Below are 26,891 nucleotides of genomic sequence, written 5' to 3'. Positions count from 1 at the left end.
GGTGAGGCGTGGCATTTTAAGGAGTTTGGCCTCCATTTTAAGGAGGCCGAGACCATGAAAGCCGTAACTCTTTGAAAATTTGGTGCCCAGGGGCGGAATCGAACCACCGACACGCGGATTTTCAGTCCGCTGCTCTACCAACTGAGCTACCTGGGCGAAGGAAGAACTTAGCAAGTTTCTTAAATTTTCCTGCTAAGTTGAGCTGCGTATTTAATCAAATTGAAATCGGACCTGTCAAGAGTCGTTGGCCTTGTTTTGTTCGGGAGGGACATAGCCCGCCGGTTTCTCGGCGCCCGCGCCGAAGAAGTATTGCTCCATTTGATCCTCCAGAAACCGGCGGGCCTTGGGGTCCATGGGGCTCAGGCGGTTTTCGTTGATCAGCATGGTTTGATGGCGGAGCCAGTCTTGCCAGGCGGGTTTGGAGACCTGCTCGAAGATCCGCTTGCCGAGGTCGCCGGGGTAGGGTGGGCGATCGAGGCCGTCGGCTTCCCGGCCCAGCTTGATGCAGTCAACGGTGCGGCTCATGCGTGTTCTCCAGGGTGAGTCATCCAGGCTTGCTCAGTTCGTCGAGGATCTTGCCGACGGGGGCGGGGAGACCGAGCGTTCGCGCCTGGGCTGGGCTGATCCAGCATGGCTCGCCCTTGTCCTCGATCCTGGTCGGGAGTCGCTCCAGTTCGATGACCCTGACATGGATCCTGAGACTGTAGTGGCTGAATGAGTGACGGCGTTCGGGGAGAATTTCAACCAGTCGGGGCCTGACTCCCAATCGGGTCTGACACCAATCCTCGATCGGTTCTTCCGGCGCGGTCTCGGGCAGGCTCCAGAGTCCTCCCCAGATGCCGGTCGGTGGTCGGCGCTCCAGCAGGATTTCGCCCGCGGGGTTTCGGACCAGGAGCATCGTGGTGACGCGGATGGGCCGCGTCTGGCTCGGGCGGGGGGAGGGCAGTTCCCCTTGCCGGCCCTGGGCGCGCGCCTCGCAGATCTGGGTCAGCGGGCAGTTGGGGCAGTCCGGTTTGCTCCGGGTGCAGAGGGTGGCGCCGAGATCCATCATGCCCTGGTTGTAGGCGCCGGCTCGTTCGCTCGGCGTGCAGCGCTCGGCCAGTGTCCAGAGTCGCGCGAGCACGGCGTGGCTCCCTGGCCATCCCTCGACCCCGAAACAGCGCGCCAGTACCCGTTTGACGTTGCCGTCGAGGATCGGCTGGTGTTGTCCGCCGGCGAGCGACAGGATGGCCCCGGCGGTCGAGCGGCCGATGCCGGGGAGCTTCTGGACCTGTTCGAGGTAGGCCGGGAAGACGCCTCCATGCTGTTCCTGGATCAGGCCGGCGGCGCGATGCAGGTTGCGCGCCCGTGCGTAGTACCCGAGTCCCGACCAATGCGCCAGGACGCTATCGAGCTCGGCCGAGGCCAGGTCCGACAGGGTCGGGAAACGGGCCATGAAACGCTCGAAATAAGGGATGACGACGCTGACCTGGGTCTGTTGCAGCATGATCTCGGATACCCAGACGCGATAGGGCGTCGGGTCTTGCTGCCAGGGCAGATCCTTGCGGCCGTGGCGGTCGAACCAGTCCAGCAGGGCGGTGGCGAAGTCCTCTGGCGATAGTGTCAAGGCGGCTGGCGGGGTGGCGGCGCGAGGAGGTGTGGAGCGGGTGATGGGAATCGAACCCACGTTAGAAGCTTGGGAAGCTCCTGTTCTACCATTGAACTACACCCGCGACCGGACGAGCATTCTATGCAGGGGCCGGTCCGTTGGCAAGCTCATCCATCGCTGCCGTACATGGCCTCGATCAGGTCGTGGTATTGCTCGACGACCTTGTTCCGCTTGATCTTCAAGGTTGGGGTCAGCAGGCCGTTGTCGATCGACCAGGGTTCGAGCGTCAGGGTAACGCGCCGGATCTTGGTGTAACCGGGGAAATCCGTGAGGGCGAGCCGGATGCGCTTGAGGATGTCCTTGATGAGTTGGGCATCGCGCAGGCTGGCGGGTTGGTCGGGGTCGAGACCGTACTCACGGGCGATTCCCGGCCAGAGATCCGCGTTCAGCACCAGCAGGGCGGTGAGATAGGAGTGTCCCTCGCCAAGCACCACGACTTGCTCGAAGAGTGGATCGAGCGCGATGGCCATTTCGAGATCGGCCGGGGGAACCTTCTCGCCGTTGGAGAGCACCAGGATGTCCTTGATGCGGCCGGTGATGAAGATATGACCGTCCTGGAGGCGGACCTGGTCACCTGTATGCAGCCAGCCGTCATGGGTCAGAACCTTGGCGGTGGCGGCGTGGTTGTTCCAGTAGCCCTGCATCACATTGTCCCCCTTGATCAAGAGTTCATCGTTGGGGCCGGTGCGTACCTGGATTCCTCGGATGGGGACGCCGACGCTCTCGGGGATGTTGTCCTCCAGCGGATTGAAGCTGACGACCGGGCTGGTCTCGGTCAGTCCGTAGCCCTGAATCAGCGGCAGTCCGAGACCGATGAAGGTGCGGGCCACGCCGACCGGCATGGCGGCGCCGCCGCTGACGGCGGCGCGCAGACGACCGCCAAGCTTTTGCAGCACGGGTTCCCCGACCTTGCGTCGCAGGAAGGGCCAGAGCAGCAGCGATGGATGCCAGCCGGCGCGCCCCTGCGCGCGCTGAAAGGCTCGCCAACCGATGGCGACCGCCAGCCGGAACAGCCAGCGGACCGGCGCCGGTCGGGTCTCCAACTGATCGGCGATGCGTTGATGGACGCGCTCGAAGACGCGCGGGACGGCGATCATGACGGTCGGTCGGATGGTCTGAAGATCCTCGGCCAGTTGACCGATGGAGCGCGCGTAGGCCACGGTCGAGCCCGCCATGAGCGGGAGATAGTAGCCGCCGGTGCGCTCCAGCATGTGCGACAGGGGCAGGAAGGAGAGGAAGAGATCCTCTCCGTACACGTTGATCAGGGTGAGGACGGCGTGCGCGTTGGTCAGAATGTTATGATGGCTCAGCATCACCCCCTTGGGGCGACCGGTGGTCCCGGAGGTGTAGACGATGGTCGCCAAGTCGCGTGGATCGCCATCGCGCGCCTTCAGCGCCGGAGCCGAGGACGGAAGCCAGCGGTCGACGACCTGGACCCTGGGATCCTTCGCGGCCAGCTCGTGGGCGGCCGGGCTTGGTTCGAGGATGAGGACGCGCAGCGGCCAGGGGGCGTCGCCGACCACCTCGGCCAGGCGTTTCCAGCGTCCGACGTCCTGGATCAGGAGCACCTTGACCGCGGCATCCTGCAGGATATAGGCGGCATTCTCGGCCCGATCGTCGGTGTATAGCGGCACGGTGACCAAGCCCAGCGAGAAGGCGGCCTGGTCGAACATGACCCACTCGGGACAGTTGCGCAGCAGTATCGCGACCCGATCGCCAGCCTCCAGCGGCTCCCCCGAGAGCGCCTGGCGCCAGCGCGCCACCGACTCGCCCATGGCGCTCCAGCTCAACTCACGCCAGCCGGCGTCGCGTTCGAAGTAGCGATAGGCGATGCGCTCCGGAGAGCGGATGGTCCGTTGCAGAAACAGACCGTCCACCGTCTTGGCGCGGTCGATCGCAATCAAGTCCTCGGACCATCGGTTCACTGGGTTGTCCTCTTCTGTTGGCGTCATGACTCACGACCAGACTCGCGCGCGGCGATGCCGGCCTGGTCCGGAACGGGACGCCAACGGTATAAAGGCTGTCATGGATTTGCAATGCTGGCCAGGCCGGCGTGCTCCGACCGATTGATGATTCTTCGTTGAAAAATAGACCGATCATGCAATATTAGGAAAAGCTAATATTTTGGGGGCGAGACAGCCATGAGATCGATGCGAATTTCCCTGGGGATGACCCTGTTGCTGGCGCTGAATGTCCAGGCTGGGTCGGAGGCCTTGCCGAGCGCGGCGGCCGAGTTTCGAACGCTGCCGCGCGAATACCGTCTCGACGGCATCGTCGAGGCGGTCAACCGTACCACCGTCTCGGCCCAGACCCAGGGTCAGGTGCAGGAGATCCTCTACGACGTCGATGACTTCGTCGAGAAGAACGCCGTGCTGGTCCGGCTCAAGGACACCGAGCATCGCGCGCGCGTCAGCCAGGCGGCGGCCGACCTCAAGTCGGTCACCGCCCGTCTGCGACAGGCCCAGGACGAATACGACCGGGTGGAGGGGCTTTTCCGCAAGAAGAACGTCTCGGACTCGGCCATGGACAAGGCGACCGCGGAACTCGCCAGCGCCAAGGCGGAGTTGGAATCCGCCATGGCCCGCCTGGAGGAGGCCCAGGAACAACTGGCCTACACTCAGATCCGCGCGCCCTATTCGGGCATCGTCACCCACCGCCATGTCTCGCTGGGTGAGGTCGCGAGCCCCGGCTCGCCGGTCATGAGCGGGATCTCGCTCGACCAGTTGCGGGTGACGGTCGATGTTCCCCAGAGCGTCATACCCTCCGTGCGGGGTGGTTCGGGCGCGCCCAAGCCGGCGCGTGTCTATCTCCCGGAGGGCGATGTCATCGAGAGCACCCGGATCACCGTGTTTCCCTTCGCCGATCTCGGCTCCAATACCTTCAAGGTGCGCATCGATCTGCCGCTGACCACCGGAACCGGGCGCCAGGTGCTCTTCCCTGGGATGTACGTCAAGACCGGCTTCGTGGTGGGCGAGAAATCCGAGCTGACCCTGCCCAGCGAGGCCGTGGTCCATCGCTCCGAGGTCACCGGGGTCTATGTGATCGGCGAGGGCGAGCATATCCACTTCCGCCAGGTTCGGCTCGGTCGGGCGCTGACGGATGGCTACGTGGTGCTGGCCGGGGTGAGCGAGGGCGAGCGGGTCGCGCTGGATCCGATCGCCGCCGGCGCGCGGCTCAAATCGCAGGCGCCGGCGCGTCACGTTGGCGCGGAGGGTGGGGATCATGAGTGACCGGCTGGGTTTGTCGGGCCGCATCGCGGCCAAATTCCAGGCGACCGAGATCACCCCGCTGCTGGCCCTGGTCGGTCTGCTGTTGGGGTTGTTCGCCGTGATGGTGACGCCGCGCGAGGAAGAACCTCAGATCGACGTCACCTTCGCCGATGTCTTCATCCCCTATCCGGGCGCCTCCGCGAGCGAGATCGAGCATCTGGTGGCTGGTCCCGCCGAGCAGGTGTTCTCCGAGATCAAGGGGATCGAGCACGTCTATTCGGTCTCGCGTCCCGGCATGGCGGTGGTGACCGTGCAGTACGCGGTCGGCGAGGACAACACCGATGCCGTGGTACGTCTGTTCAGCAAGGTGCTGTCCAATCAGGACTGGCTGCCGCCGAATCTGGGCGTCGGCGTGCCGATCGTCAAGCCCAAGGGCATCGACGACGTGCCGATCCTGACCGCGACCCTCTGGTCCAGTGACGAGACGGTCGGTGCCTACGAGCTGGGGCAGGTCGCCCACGCCATCGAGCAGGAGATCAAACGCGTGCCCGGCACCCGCGATGTCTACACCCTGGGCGCGCCCGATCAGGTGGTGCGGGTGTCGCTTCAGCCCGAGACGCTCGCGGGCTACGACATCGATCTCGTGGCGCTGCGCCGTTCGCTCCAGGCCGGCAATCTCGCCCGCGACAACCTGAGCGTCACCGCCGAGAATCAGGAAATCCTGGTCCAGGCCGGCAACTTCCTGACCTCGCCGGAGGACATCGGCGACCTGGTGATCGGGGTGCATGGCGGGCGTCCGGTGCATCTGCGCGATGTCGCGACCATCGAGCGCGGTCCCGAGCCGCCGCGCAGCTATGTCGTCATGGGCACCGGACCGGGAGCCCTGGAGGCTGGCCGGCCCCTGGTCGGAACCACTCCGGCGGTCACCATCGCCGTCGCCAAGCAGCCCGGCGTCAACGCGGTCGAGGTCGCCGCCGACGTCATCGAACGCTTCGAGCAGCTCAAGGGCCTCTTCATCCCCGAGACTGTCGAGGTCACGGTCACCCGTAACTATGGCGCCACCGCCGACGCCAAGGCCAGAAAGCTCATCAGCAAGCTGAGTTTCGCGACCGCCTCGGTGGTGCTGCTGGTCCTGGTCGCGATCGGCTGGCGCGAGGCGATTATCGTCGGCGCCGCCGTCGTGGTCACCCTGGCCCTGACGCTGTTCGCCTCCTGGGCCTGGGGTTTCACACTCAATCGGGTGTCGCTGTTCGCGCTGATTTTCTCGATCGGCATCCTGGTCGACGACGCCATCGTGGTGGTGGAGAACATCCATCGGCACATGGCGATGAGCCGCGAGCCGCTGCTCGATCTCATGCCGCGCGCGGTCGACGAGGTCGGCGGGCCGACCATCCTGGCGACCTTCACCGTCATCGCCGCGCTGCTGCCGATGGCCTTCGTCAGCGGACTCATGGGGCCATACATGAGCCCCATCCCCATCAATGCCTCCATCGGGATGCTGATCTCGCTGCTGGTGGCCTTCGTCTTCACCCCCTGGATGACCAACCTGATGCTCGGTCGACGCCAGCTCGCGCGGGCGCACGCCGGCGGCGAACATGGACTCGGGCACGGAGCCGGAAAGGGCGAGGGCGGACGGCTCGCCGTCTTCTTCACGCGTCTGATCGGGCCATTCCTCGCCGGGCGACGCGGCCATCTCAACCGCTGGCTGCTGCTCGCGGGGATTCTGCTATTGATCGCGGGATCGATCGGGCTGGCGGTCAACCGTACCGTGGTTCTCAAGATGCTGCCGTTCGACAACAAGAGCGAATTCCAGGTCGTGCTCGACATGCCCGAGGGCACCAGCCTGGAGCAAACGATGCGCGTCCTGAGCGAGATGGGCGAGTATCTGGCGACCGTCCCCGAGGTCACCGACTATCAGGTCTACGCCGGCACCGCGGCGCCCATCAACTTCAACGGACTGGTGCGTCAATATTATCTGCGCGAGGGCGCGCACCTGGGTGACATCCAGGTCAATCTGGTCGATGCGCACCATCGCGACCAGAAGAGCCACGCCATCGCCCTGGACCTGCGCGCGCCCTTGCAGGCGATCGCCAAGGGCCACGGCGGCAACGCCAAGCTGGTCGAGATTCCGCCCGGTCCGCCGGTGCTCTCGCCGCTGGTCGCCGAGATCTATGGTCTGGATTACGCGGGCCAGATCGAGGTCGCGCGCCAGGTCCGCGCCGTCTTCGAGCGCACCCCGGACATCGTCGACGTGGACGACTCGGTGGAATTTCCCTCGCGCAAGCTCACGCTGGTCGTCGACCGCTCCAAGGCGGCGCGACTCGGCGTCTCCCAGGCAAGCATCGCCACCGCCCTGGCCACCGTGCTGGACGGCGAGGACATGAGCTATCTGCACGGCGCCAACGTCAAATACGCGGTGCCGATCCGGGTCGAATACAGCGAGGCGGACAAGGCCGATCTGGAGCAGGTGCTGGCGCTGCGCGTGCGCTCGGAGGGCGGACAACTGGTGCCGCTGTCGGAGATCCTGACGGTGGTCGAGGGCCGCCGCGAGCACAGCATCCATCACAAGGATCTGCTGCCCCTGGTCTATGTCACCGGTGACATGGCCGGCGCGACCGACAGCCCGCTCTACGGACTCTTCGGGATGGCGGGGGTTCTCGACGAGGAGCTGGATCTGGAACAATGGTATCGACAGGCGCCGACCAATCCCTACGGATACAGCCTCAAATGGGACGGCGAATGGCAGGTGACCTATGAGACCTTCCGCGACATGGGGCTTGCCTATGGGGTCGGACTCATCCTCATCTACCTGCTGGTGGTCGCCCAGTTCAGAAGCTATCTGGTGCCGCTCGTCATCATGGCGCCGATCCCGCTCACCCTGATCGGCATCCTGCCGGGTCACGCCATCCTGGGCGCCCAGTTCACCGCCACCTCCATGATCGGCATGATCGCGCTGGCCGGCATCATCGTGCGCAACTCCATTCTGCTGGTGGACTTCATAAACCAGCAGGTACGCGAGGGCCGGGCGTTCGAACAGGCCGTCATCGACTCTGCCATCGTGCGCGCCAAGCCGATCACCCTGACCGCCTTGGCGGCCATGGCCGGAGCCCTCTTCATCCTCGACGATCCGATCTTCTCGGGGCTGGCCGTGGCGCTGCTCTTCGGACTCTTCGTCTCGACGGTGCTGACGCTGGTCGTGATTCCGGTCGTCTACTACGGGGTCATGCGCAGGCGGGTGGAGTGGATTCGGAGCGCGACGGGTTAGACAGGCGCCCTGGGTGTCGGCCCCGGAAGGGGCTGGCACCAGTCGCCTCTATCGTGGCGGTAGGCACAGCGAAAGCGTGCCCGCCCGCCCTGATTGAGTTCGTCCTGGCCGTCTCCCGACAAAGGCTTGACAGCGTCGCGCCGCCGCGTTATTTCTGTCCAATCTGTTCCGCGGTAGACACCTTAAGAGTTGTGAAAAGCGCTAAATCATTGAAAATAAAGGTTTCTTTATGAGCGAGCAAGAAAAAACCCGTCCCAACGTTCCCGACGGCCACAGCCGATTTATCGTGACTCGTCAGAAGCAACCCAATGAAAAAGGGTTTGTCGGATACGATGTCATTTGGGATAAGTTCCAAAAAGAGGTCGAATATCAGACCCCGAAGCGTCCCTAAATGCGCGTGACCGCGTGAACGTGAAACGTTCGCGCGGTCGCTTGGCCCCAAGCCTACCCAGATGCGGAAAACGGGCTTCTCGCACCGTCTAACTGTCCCCCGCCTCACGCAGACAATGCGCTATTCAACGCTCCCCCTGGTACCTCATTCCCCCTTAGGTTTCGGATAGAGGCGCTTGAGCTTGATACGGGCCTGGTCGGTTGTGAAGTGCCAATCGACACCCGTCGAGCAAGATTTAAGCGGAACGAGATACTAGACGACTTTCATCAAGCATCGCGCCACGGTATTGATCAATCGCGAACTACAACGGACGCGGTGCCGCGGAAATTCGAGTGCATGAACTTGCATGTGAATACCTCATCCATCCCGAGTCGAGAGAACTCCCTGACATAGCGGACCGCCAAGGTATCGAAAATGAAACTGACGTTGGCGCACTCGGAATTCGGCGCGCGGCAAGCGATTTTCACTGCCGAGATTGTTGAAAGGATCAAAGTCAAGCTCCAAGAAGCTGGTGTGGAGCAAGAGAAGCTGGAAGATCTTACGGCAAGTATTGCCTTGAGCATTGCCGGTGTCATTGACGATCTGGCAGGGATCGAGGTTGATGGTTTAGAGGTGCATCCGTATTTAACGTTTCGCACCGACGACGATAATCTCATCCATTGGGGTGAAAACTCATATACCTATGAGCAGGTATATGGCGCCATGAAGAAGCTGTTTTACACTTAGCAAGCCCCAGGATCCCAACCGCACGCGCGCCCTGGGCCGCGCGTGGGCAATGATCTCGGTCGAGGGACAGGCGCGGCGAATTGCCCGCTTTCGTCCAATCGGAGAGGAACTCGATCAGATCGGTCTGGTTGGAAGTCCACCGAGGTCTGGCCCCCTTTCAACCTTGCCGCCCGCGATGATCTCTTCATCGGTCGCATCGCGCACGCTCAGGATTTCGAGCTCGAACACGACCTTCCTGCCGCACAGTGGATGGTTTCCATCGATGGTCAGCATCCTGTCGTCCATTCGGGTGACGAGAAAGCTCTTGGTCTGGCCCTTGTCGTTCTCCATGACAATGCGCGTACCCACTTCCCGGTACTCCTCGGGGACGTTTTCGATCAGGTCGGTGATGACCAGCGACTCGTCCCTGCAGCCATAGAGATCCGTGCAGTCGATCGGAACCGATATCGCATCTCCCGCCAACTTCCCCTCCAGCTCATCCATGACCCGTGGCGACAGCACCTCGTTGCGACCATGAACATAACCCAGGGGAAATTCCACGGCGGTCAGGACGTCCCCCGTCTTCTGATCCACGATCCGATAGGTCAGCTCGACGAATTTGTTGTCTTCAATGATCTGTTTCATAGCCTGTTTCATGGATCAGAAGATCGATGCGGCGAAAACCCGCGCTTCCCCTCTCTCGTAGCCGAGGACCATTCTCCCCAGCCACTCGCCTTCCCGCGTTTTGCTCCGGACTCGGTAGAGAACCGTCACATGTTGGCCACGTCTGATCAACCCAAGAAAGTCGCTTTCCTCGACCAGGTTGCGTGCCAGATCGCTGTGCGCGAACTGCTTGCCCATTTCGACCTCGTTCAAGCCAAGCAGCAAGTCGTAGGAGAACTTCCGGATGAACTTGCCGTACTGGCCCTGATTGGAATACTTGATGAGGTCATTCCACATGGGATGCGCGATTGCGAGTATCTCTTCGTCGGTCTTATCGATAATGTTCATTTCACATCGCCGTCAATCGCCCGCGCACTAGCGTCGCGGATGCACAGCCCTGAAAAAAAGGCGGGGCCCCCGAATCCACCAAGGGCCCCACGTCTCAAGACGAGCTTGATCCTACGCCTCTACGAGGTGATACAAAGGCGCCTTTTCCATGGTGTATTCACCCGTCTTGGGATCACGGCGAGACACCGTCAGCACATGCCAGTTCTCGTCGTCCACCTTCATCGCGTCACCACGGTAGTAGTAGCCCGGCCATCGGGTTTCCTTGCGGAACAGGGTGTGCTGAATGACGGCCTCGGAGGTGAGATGACGATGCTTCAGCTCCCAGGCACGCAGCAGCTCGTGGATGTTCTCCGCGGCGATCTTCTCAAGATCCTCTTCCATGATCTTCATTTTCTTCAGACCGATGTTCAGCAGCTTCTCGTTGGTCATATAGCTGACCGTGACACCACCGGCGTACTCGTCCATCAGCTTCTGCAGGCGATCCAGGCCCTGGCGCGGGTTGATGTAGTTCGGGTTGACCGAACCGGCCGTGATCTCGTTCCGGTAGATCTTGTAATGCTCCAACGGCTTGTAGATCTCTTCCCGACGGCGATTGATCTGCTCGTCGGAGACACGGATCCCTTCGGCCTTGCCGTCGTCGATGTACTGACAGGCCGCTTTTGCCGCAAGACGACCCTCGGTGAAGGAGCCGGAAGAGAAGGCGTGCGGCGTGCCACCAACGGCGTCACCGGCACCGAACAGACCCTCGACCGTGGTCATCCGGTTGTAGCCCCAGAAATACTCCGCCGGCGAGACATCCTCCGGACCCGAGCACCAGGCGCCGCAGCCGGTCGCGTGAGAGCCCATGACATAAGGCTCGGACGTGGTCAGCTCCGGGTTCTCGTTCTTCGGGTCGACGTCGGTCGCGGCCCACAGCACGGCCTGCCCGACGGTCATCCCGAGGAAGTTGTGCCAGCCGATCTCTTCGAGATGCGGATCCTGGAAGGCCTCCATGGTCACCATATGGATCGGACCGCGCCCGGCATTGACCTCACTGATCAGCGCATGGTTTCGCAGGCAGGTCGGTATGGGTCGATGGGTTCTGTGCGAAACCTCCGGATCCAGATATTCCTTGCCGACCATTTCCTGCAGTTGCGGCCACCATTTGGATTCATACTCCTCGCCGAGACCGTTATGCGTATAGGTCTTGAGGTGCAGGAAGTAGGCGCCAACCGGACCGTAACCGTCCTTGAAACGCGCCAGAACGATCCTGTTCTCCATCTGGGTCATCTTGGCGCCGGCACCAATCAGCAAGCCATAGGCCGACCCCGAGGACCAGGGCGCGTACCAGACACGACCAGCGCCTTCACCCACCGAGCGCGGCTTGTAGATGTTCGAGGCGCCGCCCGCGGCCACGATGACCGTCTTGGATTTGAACACATGGTAGTTGCCGGTCCGCACATTGAAGCCGACCGCGCCGGCCACGCGGTTTGGCTTGCTTTCATCCATCAGCAGGTGCGTGACACAGACTCGGTTGAAGACCTTGTCAGCCGATTTTTTCGCCGCCTCCGCGACGATCGGCTTGTAGGACTCACCGTGAATCATGATCTGCCAGCGCCCTTCACGCTGATACGCCCCCGTCTTCGGATTGCGCATCAGGGGCAGGCCCCATTCCTCGAACTGATGCACGGCCGAGTCGACGTGACGGGCCATATCGAACAGCAGGTCTTCGCGAACCATCCCCATCAGGTCGATGCGCGCGTAACGGACATGGTCTTCCGGGTTATTTTCACCGAAACGGGTACCCATGTAGCAGTTGATCGCGTATAGACCCTGCGCCACGGCGCCGGAGCGATCGATGTTCGCCTTCTCGGCGATGACGATCTTCTTGTCCTTACCCCAATAGCGGGCCTCGAAGGCGGCGCCCGTGCCGCCCAAGCCAGCCCCGGCGACGAGGATGTCGATACCGTCTTCGATGATTGTCTTGTAAGCCATCAGTAGGACACTCCTTTTTTCATCTTCAGGCCATTCGACTTGAGCGTGTGCAGGTCACCGTCATCGAGGCGGACATACTTGGGCTCGTTGAACAACAACTGGCTGTCGCGCATCGCCTGGCTGGGCGCGGACTCGTCCGCGAGTTTGGGAATGTGCTTCCCCCAGGGCTTGGTGGTGATCGGCGCCAGCAGCGTCATGTCTTTCTTGCCGTTACGGAAGATAATCCGCCAGGCAATGACACCTTTTTCCTCGTCACGGCGCACGCGTACCGAGTGGCCAAGCGGGGCGAAGTCCGCGTAGCCACGCACGTCGATCGCATTATGCGGGCAAGCCTTGACGCAGGAGTAGCACTCCCAGCACATATTGGGCTCGATGTTGTAGGCGCGCCTTATGGTCGTATCAATATGCATGATATCCGAAGGGCAGATATCAACGCATTGGCCACAACCATCGCAGCGGGTCATATAGACAAAAGTCGGCATCTTCTATTCCTCTTCGTGACTCGATTCATTGAATCAAGATCAGTAGTGGTTCGGAGTTTCGCGCTTGATACCAAGCCCCATGTACGGCGGGTTGTCGCCCATGTACTCCGGGATATCCGGATAGCGTTCCCTGACGACAGGATCCGTCAGCTCGGGCAGCTCGGGCAGTTTGTCCATCGAACCATCCGCCTTGGCAACCTTCTTCTGGAACGCGGCCGCGGGTTTGTAGAACATGTGCGCCAACTTCGACCAGAAGACGGTGCTGAACAGCGTGGTGGCCGCGGCGATGAAGATGACCAGCGCGATCACCGAGTTCAGCAAGGACCAAGCCAGCGCGAAGGTCACCGTCAACAGCAGTGAAACGATAAATAGATCGGAGAGATGCACGTCATACCACTGGTGGCCTTCGGAGCGCACGTCGACGCGGATCTTGAACCAGAACCAGTAGCCACCGATACAGACCATCAGCGCGCCGAGGTGCCAGAGCAGGGGTACGAAGATCGAGGTCTCGCCCTCAGCGGTCGGCAGGCCGAAAATCTGAAGCGCGGTGGTCACCACGAAGATGACGAAGCCGTACATGATGAGCAGGTGGGATTGACGCCGCTGCGGGTTGTCGAACTCGCCCGAGGCCAAGACCTCGTTCGCAATCGTGCCGAGGGCGATGCTGATCTTCTCCGCGCTCTTGACTTCACGCTTGGCGAGCTTCTTGAGCGTCTGTCCTTTCTCGAAGAAGTACTTCGCGCTTTTCTTGTGCATGACGTCGAGCAGCGTGCCGCCGATGACCAGGAGGATCATCAGGACGACGTAGGCCTGCATCACGGCAGGTGGGATGAGAGCCGAAAGCTCGGCGAAGGGATTGCTGGCAATCATGAGAGCTGTCCTCTGTTGGGGATTACCTTACGGCTTGAGCGCCTTTAGTGCTCTGGAATCAGTCGCTTCACGGATCCGAGTTATGCGGTGCGGCAAAAACATCCCTCGGTTGGCGCATGGCCGCACTGGCGGAGCCGATCGCTTTCTTGGATTTCTTGAGTCCTCCGCGTGAATGCGAAACGTTCTTAATATTTCTTAGTGTATTATCTACTACTCATAGATAACCACGTACATCTTAGCCAACATTCGCGGTGCATTGCACGCAACCTTGGCGACGGATCGACCCGAGGGGTATCGCGGGGGCCAACGCCACGCTCCTGACCATGAATCTTAAGCCAAGCACGAGAAAAGGTCTCGCGTGCACCGTTCTTTTCGTAGAGCGCGATTTGGGATCATCCAGCAATGGTGCGCCGACCGCGCTGCTCGAAGTCAATGTTTTGTAAGGTCGTAAAGGTCGGTCAATTCGAGACTCATTTGGTGTGTGGCGGCACCACCGAGAGGATATGGATTTGGAGCCGATCGGCCACTCCACCGCGGTTGAGATTCGGGACGGCGGTCACGGTCCAACTCAATCCGTGTCTGTACGATAATCCCCGATGCAGACACGAATGGTGTTTTTTGGTTGACCAAAGGGATATCCGCGCGCATCGCGCATGCCGTTTCAAGCACTTAGTTCGTCTCGCCAACACTGACGGAGGCTTGATGAACACAATAAAACCCCGAACATCCGGCCAGGTTTCGGAAGCAACATCATGAATGTCATCGAGGCCATCGAGGAGAATGGACCTGCGGTCGGACAGAGGTTTCCGACGCGCGCCGAACTTGCGTTCGTTCTGTCCAAGGTCAACAAACTGGGGCTGGAGCCATCGACGGACGACAAGGCTCCGCGTGACTTCCTGGCGCACCAGGTCGCTCGGGAGCCAGGAGATCTGCGGACCCATGTGCAGCGCATCCACGTCAATATCGCCGACGCGAGCGCCGGCGATAGCTACGGCGCCCTGGTGGATCTCTTCATCGCCCTCGGGGCCAGGGGTCTGTCACTGCGCCACAGAATGCTGGATGCCACGAAGCATCTTCTGGATCGCGGACAGTACCAGGCGCTCCTGCGCGCGCTCGGTAATGGGCTGCATGCGGCGGATGCCATCCCGATCGCCTCGGCCTCCATGCTTGGCCGGGGGACGCGCGGGGGCCGGCATCTGGTCGAACGTCTGGACACTCAGGCCGCCACGTTGCTGGATCCTCTCGATGAGGCCCGAAGCTATCTGGAATACGGACAAGTCCAGGAAGCGCGCGAGCTGTTGGAGGCCGCGCTCTTGAGCGAGCCCTGGCGCGTGGATCTGCACCGGGATCTCCTGGAGATCTACCAAGCCTCCCAGGATCTCGACAGCCTCCTCGTCATGTGGTCGCGACTGGATGTCGCGCGCGACCCTGTGTCCGACATCTGGGCGGAAACCGCGGCGGCCCTGGGTCATGGCAGGCCGATAAGGGATCGAGAACCCCTCGACTGACAAGCTGGCCCAAGCCTGGCGAGCTCATCGCCCAACGATCCATTAACCATCGCCCGTCGCACCGCACGGTCGATTAGAAAGGAACTTACCGATGCTCGCGACAGAGTGGATAGACAACATGCTGGGGAGGATCAGGCCAACCGGCCCAGGCTCGACGGTCGGCGCGAAAGTTAGCACCGGGTCAAGCCCTTGCGCGGTCGCCGTGCTCGGTTTCGACCCGCGCGCGCGAAACGCCATCGAGCTTCTCTTCAAGAACCGGCTGAATGGCCGGTTCGTGCTCGTGGAGGCCGAGCAGGCGAGTCTGTGCATGATCGACCTCGACCGCCATGGCGGCCGCGACCTCTGGGCAAGGCACTCGGAGGCCAACCCCGACCGGCCCATGATCCTTCTCTCGATGAACGAGGTCGACACCCAAGGGACGACGCGGTTCGTGCGCAAGCCCATGAGGCCGGAAGAACTCGTCTCGGCCCTGACGGTGCTCGCGGACCATATCCAGGGTGACGCGGGAACTCCGGGAAACGGCCAGCGGAGACCCCTCGGTGGAGCGCTGATACCGCCGAGGGTCGGGGGCGACACGAAGTCGGGGTCAGAGCCGTCGAGCCCGAAAGGAGAGATCCCGTCCCCGCGGCCGGTAAGAGAGGAGGGCGTCGCCGCGTCCGCACTACTGGGGAATGTCGGACAGAGGCTGGCGGAACGCGATACCAAGACCTTCATCGGCTCGGCTCCGGACATCGATCCGAGCGACCGGGAGCAGGTCGCCAAGGCCCAGTTCGATCCGGATGCCTATCTGATCGGCCGGCTCTCGCATGCCGTCAAGCTCGCGAGAAGCGCCAATCGACCGGCTCGGCTGGAGCTCAAGCACGGCGCGATCACCATCCTGCCCCACCTTGGGCAGGCGGTGATCGAGCTCCAGCAGTGCCAACTGCGCAGTCTGGCCGGTATCCCCCTGGCCGAGGAGCAGGGCAAGGTCCGCTTTGTCGAGGATGTCGACCTGGTGGGCCTTCCACCAGAGCGGTTATGGCCGCTCGATGCGCTGCTGTGGACCTCGGCCCTGCTCGCCTCGCGCGGGCGTGTGCCGGTCGGGACCGATCTCGGGGCGGAAATCAGACTCAAGCGGTGGCCGAATCTCACCCGCCTGGCGGTATGCCCCAACGCCGTGCGCATCACCGCGCTGCTGTCGCGGGAACCGATCTCACTGATCACCGCCGCGCGGACGCTGAAGATTCCGCAGCGCTTCGTCTTCGCCTTCTTTTCCGCGGCGGAGGCGCTCGATCTGGTCGAGCGCTCGGCCGTGAAGCGGAAGAAGACAACGGAGTCGGACGTGGCCGTCCCGGCGATGTCCAGGGTGCTTGCCAAAAGGGGGCTGTTCCAGCGGATCCTGTCCCATCTGCACAAATAGACTGGATCAAGAGCCAACGAGAACAGCGCCCATGCCAGACCATAAAATCATCTTCACCGGGCCTGTCGGGGCCGGCAAGACGACCGCCATCGCCTCTGTCAGCGATGGTGCCGCCATCTCGACGGACGCACGGGCCAGCGACATGACCCGCTCCATGAAGCCCACCACCACGGTGGCCATGGACTACGGCTTGATGAAGCTCGAAGGTGGCGAGAAGGTCCATCTCTACGGGACGCCCGGTCAGGAGCGCTTCGACTTCATGTGGAGCATCCTCACCGAAGGCGGCTTGGGGCTAGTCCTGCTGCTGGATGACTCGCGCCCGAATCCGCTCGGCGACCTGGAGTTCTTCATGAATGCCTTTGGCGATTTCATCCGCAAGACGCAGTTGGCCGTGGGTATCACCAAGACGGACCTCCGACCCCAGTCGCGGCTCGCCAGCTATCACGATTGCCTGAGCCGCGCTGGACTGGTGGTTCCGGTCTTCGAGGTCGATGCGCGCAAGCGCTCGGACGTCATCCTGCTCCTTGAGGCGCTGTTCTTCGCCCTCGATCCTGGACTGGAAGCGGGGTGAGCCGATGCGTTACCGCCTGCTCGATCACCAGTTCGTCCTTCCCTCGCCCGGCGGCGCTTTCTACAGCGTCGCCGATCCGGAGCCGGAACCGCCACGCCGGCTCTTGCGGCGTCTGCTCGTTACCGAAATCAGCCATCGGCTATCCTTGCCGGCCCTGGTCGAGTGGGCGGGCGCGGAAACCGAGAACGAGGCGCTGGATCTGCTCTACCACCTTCAGACCCTCGGCTGGGTCGAGGGTTTCGCGGAGCCTCGGCCCGCGCCACAAGGGGCGCTCGAGGATCTGCTTCCAGGTCTGCTCGAACCCCTGTCGTCGAGCCGCAAGGCGCTACTCGCCGACGGCCAGGGGTTCTACGTGGCCGCCACTGGGTTCAATCACGAGACGGCGGTGGAACTCGCGGCCGCCAGCGCGGACCTCGCGTCCCTCTATGAGCGCCACCGCGGATTGCTCAAGCGCAACATGGGGCTGGGCACCAGCGCCTGGGCGCTTGTGGATGCCGCGGGCAACAGCCAGGCGGGCTTCTGGCCGCTGTACATCGCCGACCAGCGGTTCGTGCTCATCATCGGCGGCGTGCCGCGCCTCAATCAGCCGGCATTCACCGACCTGACCTGGGCGCTGAGCAAGCGTTATGCGCGTTAACCTAAAAAGAGCTTCCAGCCGCCAGCTATTGGGAATCAGCCACCTGGCCATTGACCGAGACCGGCCGAGGCTCACCCATTGGGTGAAGTCCGCAAGAAGCGAACACCTCGGCCATACCACGGTTGGAGGCGGATCGCTGACGGCTGACGGCTCTTTCTAGGGTCAAATATCCCAAATCACCGGGAGCGGCGGACGGATGGCTCTGGCCGCCCCGGCTCCGGCATTTACCACCAGAGACCCTTGCCGGGACTCAAACCTAAGGAGAATCACAATGCGCGCTGACATGCTCAACTCCGTGCTCGGAGAGCTCAACGGCACCTCGGCCGATATCGAGGCCTCTGGCGTCATCTCCACCGACGGTCTGATGATGGCCTCGCAGCTTCCCGCCGGGATGGACGAGGATCGCGTGGGCGCCATGAGCGCCGCCATGCTGTCCCTCGGTGACCGCACGGCCCAGGAACTGGCCCGCGGCGAGCTGGAGCAGGTTCTGATCAAAGGTGCCAAGGGCTATGTGCTGATGACCTATGCCGGCCATGACGCCGTGGTTACCGTCATGGCGAAGCCCAATGCCAAGCTGGGTCTGATCTTCCTCGACGTGAAGCGCGCCGCGGAGCAGATCAGCAAGCTGATCTGAAGCGACGGCGAAGAGCCGGCCGGATTGGTTCGCGTCTTGGCGGCGCGAGGTCTGGCGCGAGTCGCCGAGCCATCCTTTGGCCTACCCTGGAATCATCGGCACCAGCCCCTTCGAGGGCGGGTGGAACGGAGTTCATTCATGAACGACAAAGAATTGTCGCCCCAGCAAACCGTCATCGCCTCCATCTCCAATGCCGTCACCTTCATGATGGGCACGGGCGCCAGGATCACCATGCGCGAGGCGGGCAAGCAGGCCAGTCAGGCGGCCTGGCCCAATCTGCCCGAGAACGTTTCCTTCGAGGAAACCGCGCGCCTCATGCAAGAGGGCATCGCTTCGCTAGAGGGTTTTGGAAGCTTCACGCTCACGCGGCGCAACGACGACGGCTCCTACGACATCGCGTTCGAGAACTGCGCCTTCGCTCGGTATACCGAGAGCAGCGGCCAGCCATGCGGGCAGCAGGCCATCTGCTACTTCGGATTCGGGCTGGTGGAAGAAACCCTCTACCGCCTGACCGGCCAGAAGGTCCAGGTCCAGTTGCTCGCGCGCGAAGACGCCCGCGGCATCTGTCACGAGCGGGCGATTCCCCGATGATGTCTCATACGGCATGGGCGAGGTGACGCGATGGAAGGCAAGGCTTTCTTTCTGTTTCGGCTGAACGACCACATACAGTATCTCAACAAGATCCAGGCCAGGCTCGACGGCAGGGGCGATTTTGCCGGGACCGACTTTCACGACTGCAAACTCGGCAAGTGGCTCTATGGATCGGGTCCAGAGGAGGCGGAATCGGCGGGTCCGGAGGCCAAGGCGCTTTTCGATTCCCTAATGGCGCCCCACGAGCGCTTCCACCAGGCGAGCCACGAGGCCATCGCGAAGCAGCAGGCCGGTGATGCCGCCGGGTCCAAGGCCGCGGTCACGGAGATGCTGAGCCTGTCCGTGACCCTGGTGGACACCCTGCTCGCCCTGGATAAGGCGGCGAAGGGTTGAGCCGAGGGCCGATCGGGTGCGACGTAGGATGGGCAGAACGCAGCGATGCCCATCCTGTACGCTCCAAGGCCCAAGCTTTGTAGTCGAAGTGTTCCCATCCTACCCCAAGATCCCATCGAGCCACCCGAGGGCCTCCGCGACCGTCGCGGCCATCGCGATCCTGGGTCGTGCCGGGCGCTGGAGCATGATGACCCGGATACCCCGCTCGCGCGCGGCGATCAGCTTGGCGGCGGTGGCCTCGCCGCCGCTGTTCTTGCAGACGATGGTGTCGATGGCCTGGGTGTCGAGCAGGGCGCGCTCGTCGGCCAGATCGAAGGGGCCGCGTGACAGCCGCCATTCGGCCGATGGAAAGGCTGGGAGTGGGTCGGGCCGGGTCACGAGACGGATCAGGAACCAGATCGCGTCCAGTCCGGCGAAGTGGTCCAACTCCTGTCGGCCGACCGCCAGCAACACGCGCCGCGCCTCGCCCTGGCGCAAAACCTCGACGGCGCGCCCCCAGCTTTCGACCGATTCCCAGCGGTCGCCCGGTTCCGGCATCCAGGCGGGACGTTCGAGTCTCAGAAGCGGAACATCGGCGCTTCGGCAGCCTTCGACGGCGTTCCAGCCCATCCGGGAGGCGAAGGGATGGGTGACGTCGATGACCGCGCGGATGTCCTGCTCGCGCAGATAGGTCGCGAGTCCCTCCGGACCGCCGAAGCCGCCGATACGGGTCTCTCCGGCCGGTAGCCGGGGATTGGTCGTGCGTCCGGCGAGCGAACTGATGAGTCGCAGGTCGTCACGGGCCGCCAGCACGTCGGCGAGGGCGTAAGCCTCCGTGGTGCCGCCGAGGATGAGGAGGCTGGGTTTCACGCGGTGGATCTCGTCGTGGAGGAGGGCGGGGGCGGAACGATCCGGCCATCCCTGGCCGGGCGGAGCGATCAGGGCAGGCTGATACGGGTCATGATCCCATCCTTCAGTTTCCAGTGCTTGAGTCCGGCGGCCATATGGACCAGGACCAGCACGCCGACGGCCAGACCGCCGATGCCGTGATAGAAGAAGAGCATGGCGCCCAGCTCCTTGTTTTCTCCGATCAGGCCCGGCAGATTCACGGAGAAGAACTGGACCGGATAACCCGAGGCGGCGGTCGCGAGCCAGCCGCCGATCGGCAGTCCGATCAATAAGATGTAGAGCAGCAGATGGATGCCGCCGCCGACCAGGCGCTCGATCATGCCGAGCGGCGGGTCATAGGCCGGAGCCGGCGACTGGCCCCTGACGATGAGGCGGAACACCGTCAGCAGCAGCACCAGGATGCCGAGGCTCTTGTGCAGCGTGAAGAGCTGGCCGGTCGTTTCCTCGCCGAGCATTTTGACGAGACCCTCGTAGCCGAGCGCCCAGAAGGCGAGACCGGCGGCGAGGAGTCCGAGGACGAGCAGGGCGATTAGCCAGTGCAGCAGTCGTTGGATCAGGGTATAGCGGTTGTTGGTCAAATTCGTCTCCTGGCGATGTGGGCTGGGATGGACGGAGGTGGGAGCGAACGGTCCAGTGAGGACCGCCGCGCTATCTTAAACGCCGCGGGTCCGACCGACATGATTTAACGCAAGCGATCCGCGGATTCCGGTTAGGCTGTCGGCGCGGTGCCGCACGCGCTCCGTTCCCTTCGATATCCCAGGAGATACCTGTCGTGAGCCAAGAAACCCCGTCTCCCCGCAGCCCCCTTCAGGCGGCCCTGGGTTACCTCGACTGGCTGATCAATCCCTTCCAGCGACGCGGCGTGGTGGCTGTCTACGACCTGCTCTCGACCCGCTCCCCAACCGAGCGCGGCCTCTATCTGAATCTGGGCTACTGGCCCGAGGCGAGCGATCTGGACGACGCCTGCGAGGCGCTGGTCATGCGGGTGGCGGAGGCTGGCGGGATGAGCGAGGGCGACCGGGTGCTGGATGTCGGCTATGGCTTCGGCGATCAGGACATCCTCTGGGCGCGCCGACGCGCCCCGGAGCGGATCATCGGTCTCAATATCACGGCCTCGCAGGTTGCCGTCGCCCAGCGTCGGGTCGCCGAGGCGGGTCTGACGGAGCGCATCGATCTGCGTCTGGGTTCGGCGACCGAGATGCCGATCGAGAGCGATTCCGCCGATCTGGTGGTCGCGCTCGAATGCGCCTTCCATTTCGACACTCGGGAGGATTTCTTTCGCGAAGCCTGGCGCGTCCTGCGACCCGGCGGGCGACTGGTCACGGCGGACATCCTCCCCATGCCGAAGGCGGGCGGGTGGATCGCGCGGCTTCAGCAGCGGTTCTCCTGGTGGCTGGTGGCCAGCAAGTTCGCGATCCCGCCGGCCAATGCCTACATGCGGCCCCACTATCAGGCGCTACTGGCCTTGCGTGGGTTCGAGCGGATCCGGATCGAATCGATCCGCGAGGACGTTTACGCGCCCCTGCACCGTTATCTGGCCCGGCATCCCGAGAGTGTGCGACGGCTTCATCCGATCGCCCGACTGGCGGCACGAGTCGCGTTGCGCTTCGACGCCGCGAGCGTCTACCGGGGGTTGGATTACGTGCTGGCGACGGCGGTCAAGTCGGAGTGATTCCTACCCCTCCCAACGGTGAGGAGTTGGGGTGAGAAATCTTCATCTCGATACCTCATCCCTGTCGGATGGATTCCTGACCCGCGCGAACCGAAGCGACGCCGCGCTGGCCAGGAGGCCGGGTCAAGAATTTCGAGCCCGATCCTGGATGCCGGGTTCCAGGTAAAAACCATAGGTATCTCAATGGGATTGCCTGAGCAGGGCTGCTAGGGTTAAAGACGGGATCCATGGTGACTGGGTCGCTCGCGCCTTGTCAGCGTCCCTGGGTCCGTGGGAGAGTGGGCCGCTTGGGAGGTACAGGCAGGACGCACGACCAAGCGCCGCGCATGGATCGCGAGCGAGTGCCTCCTTACTCACGGCCAAGGCCACCTCCCGTTGCCTTTGATGGCATGGCCAGTCCATGGCGACCGACAGCATGACTCGATTACCCCAAGACGCCGCCGCCTCAGAGCGACGTACCCAAGTGCGTATCCGCGTGGAGATTCCAGTCAAGGTACTGGTGCGCGGCCTGGATGAGCCGTTGATCGCGCTGACTCGGGATCTGTCCTGGGGCGGGATCCTGTTCACCCTCTCGCAACCGCTGCCGTTGGCCACGCGCTCCTTGCGCATCGTCCTGCCCTGGCGGCAGGGTGAAGCGATCAACGTTCTGGCCGCCATCCTGCGAACCAAGGTGTTGCAGGATGGCCGGCTCTTGGTCGGTGCCCGCTTCGCCAGCCTTTCGCCGCGCGGTCAGTCGCGGCTGGAGCGACTGCTCAAGACGTTAGGGGATACGCTGGCTCCAGTGGACAAGGTCGGGCCGACCGAGTTGGTCAGGGAGCTTGAGGTGAACGCCAATGACACCGAGGAACTGCGTCGGATCCTGGCGGCGATCGCCTCCGGGCGTCACAGCCTCACCGTTTTCGAGGCTTACGCCTATAACCAAAGCCTGTGCTTCTCACTGGCGGGGACCGAGCAATGGTCCGGCATTCGGCTCAGGGCGCGCGTGGTCGAGGTGAAACCCACCAGCATTACCGGATTTGACGCCGTCCCACTCCATGACGTGACCCTGGCGTTCGAGCATCCCAAGGAGGCGCTCGAAAAGCTCATCCAGTTTCTCCTCGGGCAATTGTCCGACGCGGGTCAGGCCCCGGCGTTGCCGAAAGGGGCGCCGCGATCCCTGGCTCCCGTGTCGCCCGAGCCTAGCCGAAAGCCTCCCCTCGCCAGCCCCCTACGCTGCACGCTTGAGCTCGATTTCCCCGAGGCACTCAGTTATTTGACCCTGGGCTGGGGCGATGTCGAGACGTTCGGGATGCTCTTTCGCGAGTTGACCCTGGGCGAGCGTTTCCACTCCGGCGGCTGGCCCTCGGAGGCCTGGGAGGAATTGAGTCTGCTGGGGGATGTCCACGATCAGGCCTATGGGCGCCTGGAGGCCGACAGCCATCCACCCATCTTCGGTGGTTCCTAGACGGCGGGGGTTGGCTATTAGGTTACCCGACCGAAAGCTTCGGCATTGGACAGGATTAACAGGATTCTTCAAGATTTACAGGATTAAAAACAGAGCTTTAAAAATCCTGTCAATCCTGTGAAATCCTGTTAATCCTGTCTATGACGGGGCGGATCGCGGGTACAGGGTTTCCTGGAAAATCACCTGCTCGATCTCGCCGGCCGGGAGCGGGCGGGCGTAGAGATAGCCCTGAACATGATGGCAGCCGTGCCGGCGCAGAAACTCGGCCTGATCCTCGGTTTCCACGCCCTCGGCGGTCGTGATCAGGCCCAGGGCCGTTCCCAGGGCGATGGTGGCCTTGACGATCTCGGCGTCACCGGCGTCATGCACGACGTCCTGGATGAATTCGCGATCGATCTTGATCTTGTCGGTGCGGAATTTGCGCAGGTACTGGAGCGAGGAAAAGCCCGTGCCGAAGTCGTCGATGGCGAACTGAATCCCCAGCTCGGAGAGACGCACGATGTCGGACTGCGTGCGCGCGTCGGCCTCGATCAGCACGGTTTCGGTGAACTCGAGCTCCAGATGCTCGGGGCGCGCGCCGGTTCTCTTCAGGACGTCGAGAATATTGTCGCCGAAGGCGGCGTCGCCGACCTGCTGGGCGCAGAGATTGACCGCGATCCGGCCGAAATCGAGACCCCGGGCGGTCCACCGCTGGCCTTGCCGGCAGGCCTCGGTCAGCACCCAATCGGAGAGCCCGCGGATGAGTCCGCGCTTTTCGGCCACCGGGAGGAAGTCGCCTGGAGGCCTCACGCCATCCCTGGGGTGACGCCAGCGCACCAGGGCCTCCATCCCAACCAGATGCCCCTGATTGAGATCGAACTGGGGCTGGTACTCCAGGAACAATTCCTGGTGCTGGATCGCCTGGGCGAGTTCGCGTGAGAGCTCCATTTCCCGCTTCAATTGCTGGGTCATGGAGTCCTCGAAAAAGGCGTGGGTGCCGCGTCCGGCTTCCTTGGCCTTGTAGAGCGCGACGTCCGCCCGGGTGATCAGCTCATCCACGTCCTGGTCGTCATGGTCGGCGATCACGATCCCGATGCTGGTGTTGATGCCGATCCGCAGACCCTTCAACTGGAATTCACGGCCGAGTCCTTCGACGATCTTGTCGGCCAGCAGGCCCGCGTCGGCGATCTCCTGGATCCGTCCCTGTAGCAGCGCGAATTCATCGCCGCCGAAACGGGCCAGGATATCGGTGCCGCGGATGATCGAGCCCAGGCGATCGGCTACCGCGCGCAACAGCTCGTCGCCCACCGGGTGACCGAGGCTGTCGTTGACATCCTTGAAATGATCCAGATCCAGCATGTGCAGGGCGAAACGCTGACCTTCGCGCCGCAGACCGGCCAGCGCCTGGTGCAGCTCTTCCTTGAACAACAGGCGGTTGGGCAGTCCGGTCAGGCTGTCGTGGAAGGCGAGGTGCTGGATCTCCGCCTCGGCGCGCTGGCGAGCGCTGATGTCGTGGAAGGTGACCACCGAGCCCTCGATCCGCTGGTCGCGCCGGATCGGGGTGGCCCAGTATTCGACCGGGAGGCGACTGCCGTCCTTGCGCCAGAGCACCTCATTGACGACATGGCGGTTTTCGTCGCGCCGTGCCGCGGAAAGCATCGCGCACTCCTCGGGTGGAAGCGGCGTGCCATCGGTCCGCGAATGATGAATCAGGGGATGGGCCGGGTGACCGATCAGCGCCTCGGACTCGAAACCGAGCAGCGCGGCGGCGGCCGGGTTGATGAAGGTGATGTTCCCCGCGAGATCCAGACCGAAGATGCCTTCGGTGCTGGATTCCAGCAAGAGGCGGACTTGCTCCTCCGCCTGGCGGATCGCGACCTCGGCGCGGTCGTGCTCGATGACGATGGCGGCCAGCTCGGCCGCTGACTCGATCAGCTCCAGGTCCGCCTGCTCCGGCTCCGCGGGTTGCGTCGCATAGATGGCGAAGGTGCCCAGAACCTGTCCATCGTGGCCGACGATGGGTTGGGACCAGCAGGCACGCAGCTCGGTCTGGAGCATCAGCTCCCGGTAGTCGGACCAGTAGGGGTGCGTCAGGACGTCCGCGACGATCACATGCTGTCCGGTGACCGCCGAGGTCCCGCAGGAGCCGACGCCCTGGCCGACCCGCACGCCCTCGACGGCCTGGGTGTAGTGCTCGGGCAGTCGCCGCGTCGCGGCCGTATGCAGGGTCTGGCTGTCGCGATCGAGCAGATGGATGGAGCAGAGGGCGTGGGGCGCGATGCGCTCGATATAGTCGACGATCGCCAGCAGCTTATCGGTCAGAGGCCGACCGCGCGCGAGCATCTCCAGCACCCGGTTGCGGCCGTCGAGCAGGAGACGGGCGCGGCGGTAAGCGGTGATGTCCTTGGCGATGCTGACGAAGCCGATCACCCGTCCGTCCTCGTCGCGCTTGTAGTTCCACTCCACCTCGACGTCGATGAGACGGCCGTCGCCGGTGATGTTCCGGTTGTAATAGGTCCGGGGCGCCGGCTGTTCGATGGCGAAGGTCTGGAGATCGCGGAGCAGGTCTTCCCGTTCCTCCTCGGGCAGCAGCTCGGCGAGGTTGCGACCGATCAACTCGTCCAGGGTAAGCCCGAGCAGGGTGCGGGAGGCCGGATTGGCGTACTGAATCCGGCCCTGGGTGTCGATTTCCTGGATGTAGTGCTGACTGACCTCGACCAGGGTGCGAAAGCGCGCCTCGCTGACTCGCAGCGCCTGTTCCGCTTGCCGGCGCTTGCGGATCATGGCGGTCGCGGCCTGGGCGATCGTCCGAAACTCACTGAAGGCCATGCCGGCCGGGTCGATGTCCGCGTCGGCCTCGGCCGCCTGTTCGAAATAACGGACGAAGGCCAGGGTGTTGGCGTGCGTCCGGTGCGCCAGACGGTGCGCGAAGAACGAGGCGAAGGCGACGATGGTCGCGAAGAATCCGCCGATGGTGGCCAGTTCAAATTGGAGACGGCGGCGCATGTCCCGGCTCAGGGCGGTGAGCGACTGCTCGATCTCGTCGATGAAGACCCCCGCCCCGACGTACCAGCCCCACTCCTCGATCGCCTCGACATAACTCAGCTTGAGCGCCGAACGCTGGTTCGGAAACGGCGGCAGGACATAGTCCACGAAGCCGCCGCCCTGGCGCGCCTTCTCGATGAGTTCGCGCACGATCTTCTTGCCGTTCGCGTCGGTGGTCTCCAGCATGTTCTGGCCCTTCGCCGGACCGGCCAGCGACAGTCCGTCCCACCGGCCCGCGAAGAGATAGGTTCCATCCTGGAACCGAAGCTGGTCGAACCAGGCCAGGACCTCGGCTTGCGTCTCGGCCTGCTGGTCCAATGGCGAGGCCCCGTCACCCGTGGCCTGGATGTTCCGTTGCCTTTGCTGGCGCGCGAAGGCGATTGCTAGGCGCACGTTTTGCTTTAGACGCTCGCTTTGTTGCTCCAGGTACTGGGCGCGAAGGGCCGAGGTTTCATGCTTCAGCGTCTGAAGCTCGAACAGGACGACCACCAGCAGACAGAGACCGATGGTGGCCAACGCCATGGCGAAGGTCTTCCAGGACAGAGCCGTGACGAGCGATGGGGTCGGCATGGCCT

24 protein-coding genes and 2 tRNA genes are annotated in these 26,891 nt (G+C 63.2%); 13 read left to right on the top strand and 13 right to left on the bottom strand.

Going from position 1 to position 26,891, the window contains the following annotated elements:
• Positions 1–80 precede the first annotated feature (80 nt).
• The 5 genes from CKO27_RS11295 to CKO27_RS11275 all read right to left on the bottom strand — a co-directional run bounded on the left by CKO27_RS11295 (position 81) and on the right by CKO27_RS11275 (position 3,573).
• Positions 81–156: transfer RNA gene (locus CKO27_RS11295), tRNA-Phe, on the bottom strand.
• Positions 157–234: 78 nt separating this feature from the next.
• A complete protein-coding gene (locus tag CKO27_RS11290) occupies positions 235–525 on the bottom strand; it encodes an oxidative damage protection protein (protein WP_200374994.1) in 291 nt (96 codons plus the stop codon).
• Positions 526–544: 19 nt separating this feature from the next.
• On the bottom strand, positions 545–1,606 hold the full coding sequence (gene mutY / locus CKO27_RS11285; RefSeq protein ID WP_200374993.1) for an A/G-specific adenine glycosylase: 1,062 nt from the start codon (positions 1,604–1,606) through the stop codon (positions 545–547).
• 32 nt (positions 1,607–1,638) lie between these two features.
• Positions 1,639–1,712 (bottom strand) — tRNA-Gly (locus CKO27_RS11280).
• Between the two features lie 43 nt (positions 1,713–1,755).
• Positions 1,756–3,573 (bottom strand): AMP-binding protein, encoded by a 1,818-nt coding sequence (locus CKO27_RS11275; RefSeq protein ID WP_200374997.1) that lies wholly within the window; start codon positions 3,571–3,573, stop codon positions 1,756–1,758.
• Between the two features lie 216 nt (positions 3,574–3,789).
• Between CKO27_RS11275 and CKO27_RS11270 the strand changes: the two genes are divergently transcribed.
• From CKO27_RS11270 to CKO27_RS11260, 4 genes are all read left to right on the top strand, one after another.
• Positions 3,790–4,878 (top strand): efflux RND transporter periplasmic adaptor subunit, encoded by a 1,089-nt coding sequence (locus CKO27_RS11270; protein ID WP_200374992.1) that lies wholly within the window; start codon positions 3,790–3,792, stop codon positions 4,876–4,878.
• Positions 4,871–8,122 carry an efflux RND transporter permease subunit gene (locus CKO27_RS11265; RefSeq protein WP_200374991.1) on the top strand — a complete coding sequence of 1,084 codons (3,252 nt, stop codon included), beginning with the start codon at positions 4,871–4,873 and terminating at the stop codon, positions 8,120–8,122. Before CKO27_RS11270 ends, CKO27_RS11265 begins: the two co-directional genes overlap by 8 nt.
• A gap of 229 nt (positions 8,123–8,351) precedes the next feature.
• Positions 8,352–8,513, top strand: coding sequence for a hypothetical protein (locus CKO27_RS24245; protein WP_207280741.1), 162 nt, complete (start codon positions 8,352–8,354; stop codon positions 8,511–8,513).
• A 414-nt stretch (positions 8,514–8,927) separates the two neighbouring features.
• On the top strand, positions 8,928–9,239 hold the full coding sequence (locus CKO27_RS11260) for a hypothetical protein (protein WP_200374990.1): 312 nt from the start codon (positions 8,928–8,930) through the stop codon (positions 9,237–9,239).
• Between the two features lie 114 nt (positions 9,240–9,353).
• On the opposite strand, the gene CKO27_RS11255 is transcribed toward CKO27_RS11260, so the two are convergent.
• The 5 genes from CKO27_RS11255 to CKO27_RS11235 all read right to left on the bottom strand — a co-directional run bounded on the left by CKO27_RS11255 (position 9,354) and on the right by CKO27_RS11235 (position 13,555).
• On the bottom strand, positions 9,354–9,863 hold the full coding sequence (locus CKO27_RS11255; protein WP_200374989.1) for an FKBP-type peptidyl-prolyl cis-trans isomerase: 510 nt from the start codon (positions 9,861–9,863) through the stop codon (positions 9,354–9,356).
• A 15-nt stretch (positions 9,864–9,878) separates the two neighbouring features.
• Positions 9,879–10,229 carry a hypothetical protein gene (locus tag CKO27_RS11250; RefSeq protein ID WP_200374988.1) on the bottom strand — a complete coding sequence of 117 codons (351 nt, stop codon included), beginning with the start codon at positions 10,227–10,229 and terminating at the stop codon, positions 9,879–9,881.
• A gap of 111 nt (positions 10,230–10,340) precedes the next feature.
• Complete coding sequence (gene aprA / locus CKO27_RS11245) at positions 10,341–12,203, bottom strand: adenylyl-sulfate reductase subunit alpha (RefSeq protein WP_200374987.1); 1,863 nt, start codon at positions 12,201–12,203, stop codon at positions 10,341–10,343.
• On the bottom strand, positions 12,203–12,685 hold the full coding sequence (gene aprB, locus CKO27_RS11240; protein ID WP_200374986.1) for an adenylyl-sulfate reductase subunit beta: 483 nt from the start codon (positions 12,683–12,685) through the stop codon (positions 12,203–12,205). Before aprB ends, aprA begins: the two co-directional genes overlap by 1 nt.
• Positions 12,686–12,724: 39 nt before the next feature.
• Positions 12,725–13,555, bottom strand: coding sequence for an adenylyl-sulfate reductase (locus CKO27_RS11235; protein WP_200374985.1), 831 nt, complete (start codon positions 13,553–13,555; stop codon positions 12,725–12,727).
• 752 nt (positions 13,556–14,307) lie between these two features.
• On the opposite strand from CKO27_RS11235, the gene CKO27_RS11230 reads away from it, so the two are divergent.
• From CKO27_RS11230 to CKO27_RS11200, 7 genes are all read left to right on the top strand, one after another.
• Positions 14,308–15,063 (top strand): type IV pilus assembly protein FimV, encoded by a 756-nt coding sequence (locus CKO27_RS11230; protein ID WP_200374984.1) that lies wholly within the window; start codon positions 14,308–14,310, stop codon positions 15,061–15,063.
• 202 nt (positions 15,064–15,265) lie between these two features.
• On the top strand, positions 15,266–16,462 hold the full coding sequence (locus tag CKO27_RS11225) for a hypothetical protein (protein ID WP_200374983.1): 1,197 nt from the start codon (positions 15,266–15,268) through the stop codon (positions 16,460–16,462).
• 31 nt (positions 16,463–16,493) lie between these two features.
• Positions 16,494–17,033 (top strand): GTP-binding protein, encoded by a 540-nt coding sequence (locus CKO27_RS11220; RefSeq protein WP_200374982.1) that lies wholly within the window; start codon positions 16,494–16,496, stop codon positions 17,031–17,033.
• Positions 17,034–17,037: 4 nt separating this feature from the next.
• Positions 17,038–17,670: a hypothetical protein gene (locus CKO27_RS11215; RefSeq protein ID WP_200374981.1), complete on the top strand. Its 633-nt coding sequence runs from the start codon at positions 17,038–17,040 to the stop codon at positions 17,668–17,670.
• Positions 17,671–17,941: 271 nt separating this feature from the next.
• A complete protein-coding gene (locus CKO27_RS11210) occupies positions 17,942–18,304 on the top strand; it encodes a roadblock/LC7 domain-containing protein (protein WP_200374980.1) in 363 nt (120 codons plus the stop codon).
• 138 nt (positions 18,305–18,442) lie between these two features.
• Positions 18,443–18,895, top strand: coding sequence for a hypothetical protein (locus CKO27_RS11205; RefSeq protein ID WP_200374979.1), 453 nt, complete (start codon positions 18,443–18,445; stop codon positions 18,893–18,895).
• Positions 18,896–18,925: 30 nt separating this feature from the next.
• The gene (locus CKO27_RS11200) at positions 18,926–19,288 is read left to right on the top strand and encodes a CZB domain-containing protein (RefSeq protein WP_200374978.1); all 363 of its coding nucleotides are present in this window, start codon (positions 18,926–18,928) and stop codon (positions 19,286–19,288) included.
• A gap of 99 nt (positions 19,289–19,387) precedes the next feature.
• Here CKO27_RS11200 and CKO27_RS11195 read toward each other — a convergent pair whose 3' ends face one another.
• Positions 19,388–20,137 carry a cobalt-precorrin-6A reductase gene (locus CKO27_RS11195; protein WP_200374977.1) on the bottom strand — a complete coding sequence of 250 codons (750 nt, stop codon included), beginning with the start codon at positions 20,135–20,137 and terminating at the stop codon, positions 19,388–19,390.
• 68 nt (positions 20,138–20,205) lie between these two features.
• Positions 20,206–20,754, bottom strand: coding sequence for a cytochrome b (locus tag CKO27_RS11190; RefSeq protein ID WP_200374976.1), 549 nt, complete (start codon positions 20,752–20,754; stop codon positions 20,206–20,208).
• 194 nt (positions 20,755–20,948) lie between these two features.
• Here CKO27_RS11190 and CKO27_RS11185 point away from each other — a divergent pair, with 194 nt between their 5' ends.
• Entirely contained in the window at positions 20,949–21,848 is a 900-nt protein-coding gene (locus CKO27_RS11185) for a methyltransferase domain-containing protein (protein ID WP_200374975.1), read from the top strand.
• 415 nt (positions 21,849–22,263) lie between these two features.
• Positions 22,264–23,292 (top strand): PilZ domain-containing protein, encoded by a 1,029-nt coding sequence (locus CKO27_RS11180; RefSeq protein WP_200374974.1) that lies wholly within the window; start codon positions 22,264–22,266, stop codon positions 23,290–23,292.
• Positions 23,293–23,430: 138 nt separating this feature from the next.
• Here CKO27_RS11180 and CKO27_RS11175 read toward each other — a convergent pair whose 3' ends face one another.
• Positions 23,431–26,886: an EAL domain-containing protein gene (locus tag CKO27_RS11175; RefSeq protein ID WP_200374973.1), complete on the bottom strand. Its 3,456-nt coding sequence runs from the start codon at positions 26,884–26,886 to the stop codon at positions 23,431–23,433.
• Positions 26,887–26,891: the final 5 nt, after the last annotated feature.

Origin of the sequence: Thiocystis violacea (genome assembly GCF_016583575.1) — a bacterium.
Lineage (GTDB): Bacteria > Pseudomonadota > Gammaproteobacteria > Chromatiales > Chromatiaceae > Thiocystis > Thiocystis violacea.
Note: the sequence above shows the minus strand (reverse complement) of the source record. Positions and strands in the feature narration are given on the sequence as shown.

Bases quoted from the DNA above. Each gene is read 5' to 3' on its own strand.
- CKO27_RS11220 (WP_200374982.1), top strand. From the start codon at position 16,494: ATGCCAGACCATAAAATCATCTTCACCGGGCCTGTCGGGGCCGGCAAG.
- CKO27_RS11210 (WP_200374980.1), top strand. From the start codon at position 17,942: ATGCGCGCTGACATGCTCAACTCCGTGCTCGGAGAGCTCAACGGCACC.
- aprA (WP_200374987.1), bottom strand. From the start codon at position 12,203: ATGGCTTACAAGACAATCATCGAAGACGGTATCGACATCCTCGTCGCC.
- CKO27_RS11205 (WP_200374979.1), top strand. From the start codon at position 18,443: ATGAACGACAAAGAATTGTCGCCCCAGCAAACCGTCATCGCCTCCATC.
- CKO27_RS11270 (WP_200374992.1), top strand. From the start codon at position 3,790: ATGAGATCGATGCGAATTTCCCTGGGGATGACCCTGTTGCTGGCGCTG.
- CKO27_RS24245 (WP_207280741.1), top strand. From the start codon at position 8,352: ATGAGCGAGCAAGAAAAAACCCGTCCCAACGTTCCCGACGGCCACAGC.
- CKO27_RS11255 (WP_200374989.1), bottom strand. From the start codon at position 9,863: ATGAAACAGATCATTGAAGACAACAAATTCGTCGAGCTGACCTATCGG.
- CKO27_RS11200 (WP_200374978.1), top strand. From the start codon at position 18,926: ATGGAAGGCAAGGCTTTCTTTCTGTTTCGGCTGAACGACCACATACAG.
- CKO27_RS11265 (WP_200374991.1), top strand. From the start codon at position 4,871: ATGAGTGACCGGCTGGGTTTGTCGGGCCGCATCGCGGCCAAATTCCAG.
- aprB (WP_200374986.1), bottom strand. From the start codon at position 12,685: ATGCCGACTTTTGTCTATATGACCCGCTGCGATGGTTGTGGCCAATGC.
- CKO27_RS11230 (WP_200374984.1), top strand. From the start codon at position 14,308: ATGAATGTCATCGAGGCCATCGAGGAGAATGGACCTGCGGTCGGACAG.
- CKO27_RS11180 (WP_200374974.1), top strand. From the start codon at position 22,264: ATGACTCGATTACCCCAAGACGCCGCCGCCTCAGAGCGACGTACCCAA.
- CKO27_RS11260 (WP_200374990.1), top strand. From the start codon at position 8,928: ATGAAACTGACGTTGGCGCACTCGGAATTCGGCGCGCGGCAAGCGATT.
- CKO27_RS11290 (WP_200374994.1), bottom strand. From the start codon at position 525: ATGAGCCGCACCGTTGACTGCATCAAGCTGGGCCGGGAAGCCGACGGC.
- CKO27_RS11235 (WP_200374985.1), bottom strand. From the start codon at position 13,555: ATGATTGCCAGCAATCCCTTCGCCGAGCTTTCGGCTCTCATCCCACCT.
- CKO27_RS11250 (WP_200374988.1), bottom strand. From the start codon at position 10,229: ATGAACATTATCGATAAGACCGACGAAGAGATACTCGCAATCGCGCAT.
- CKO27_RS11175 (WP_200374973.1), bottom strand. From the start codon at position 26,886: ATGCCGACCCCATCGCTCGTCACGGCTCTGTCCTGGAAGACCTTCGCC.
- CKO27_RS11215 (WP_200374981.1), top strand. From the start codon at position 17,038: ATGCGTTACCGCCTGCTCGATCACCAGTTCGTCCTTCCCTCGCCCGGC.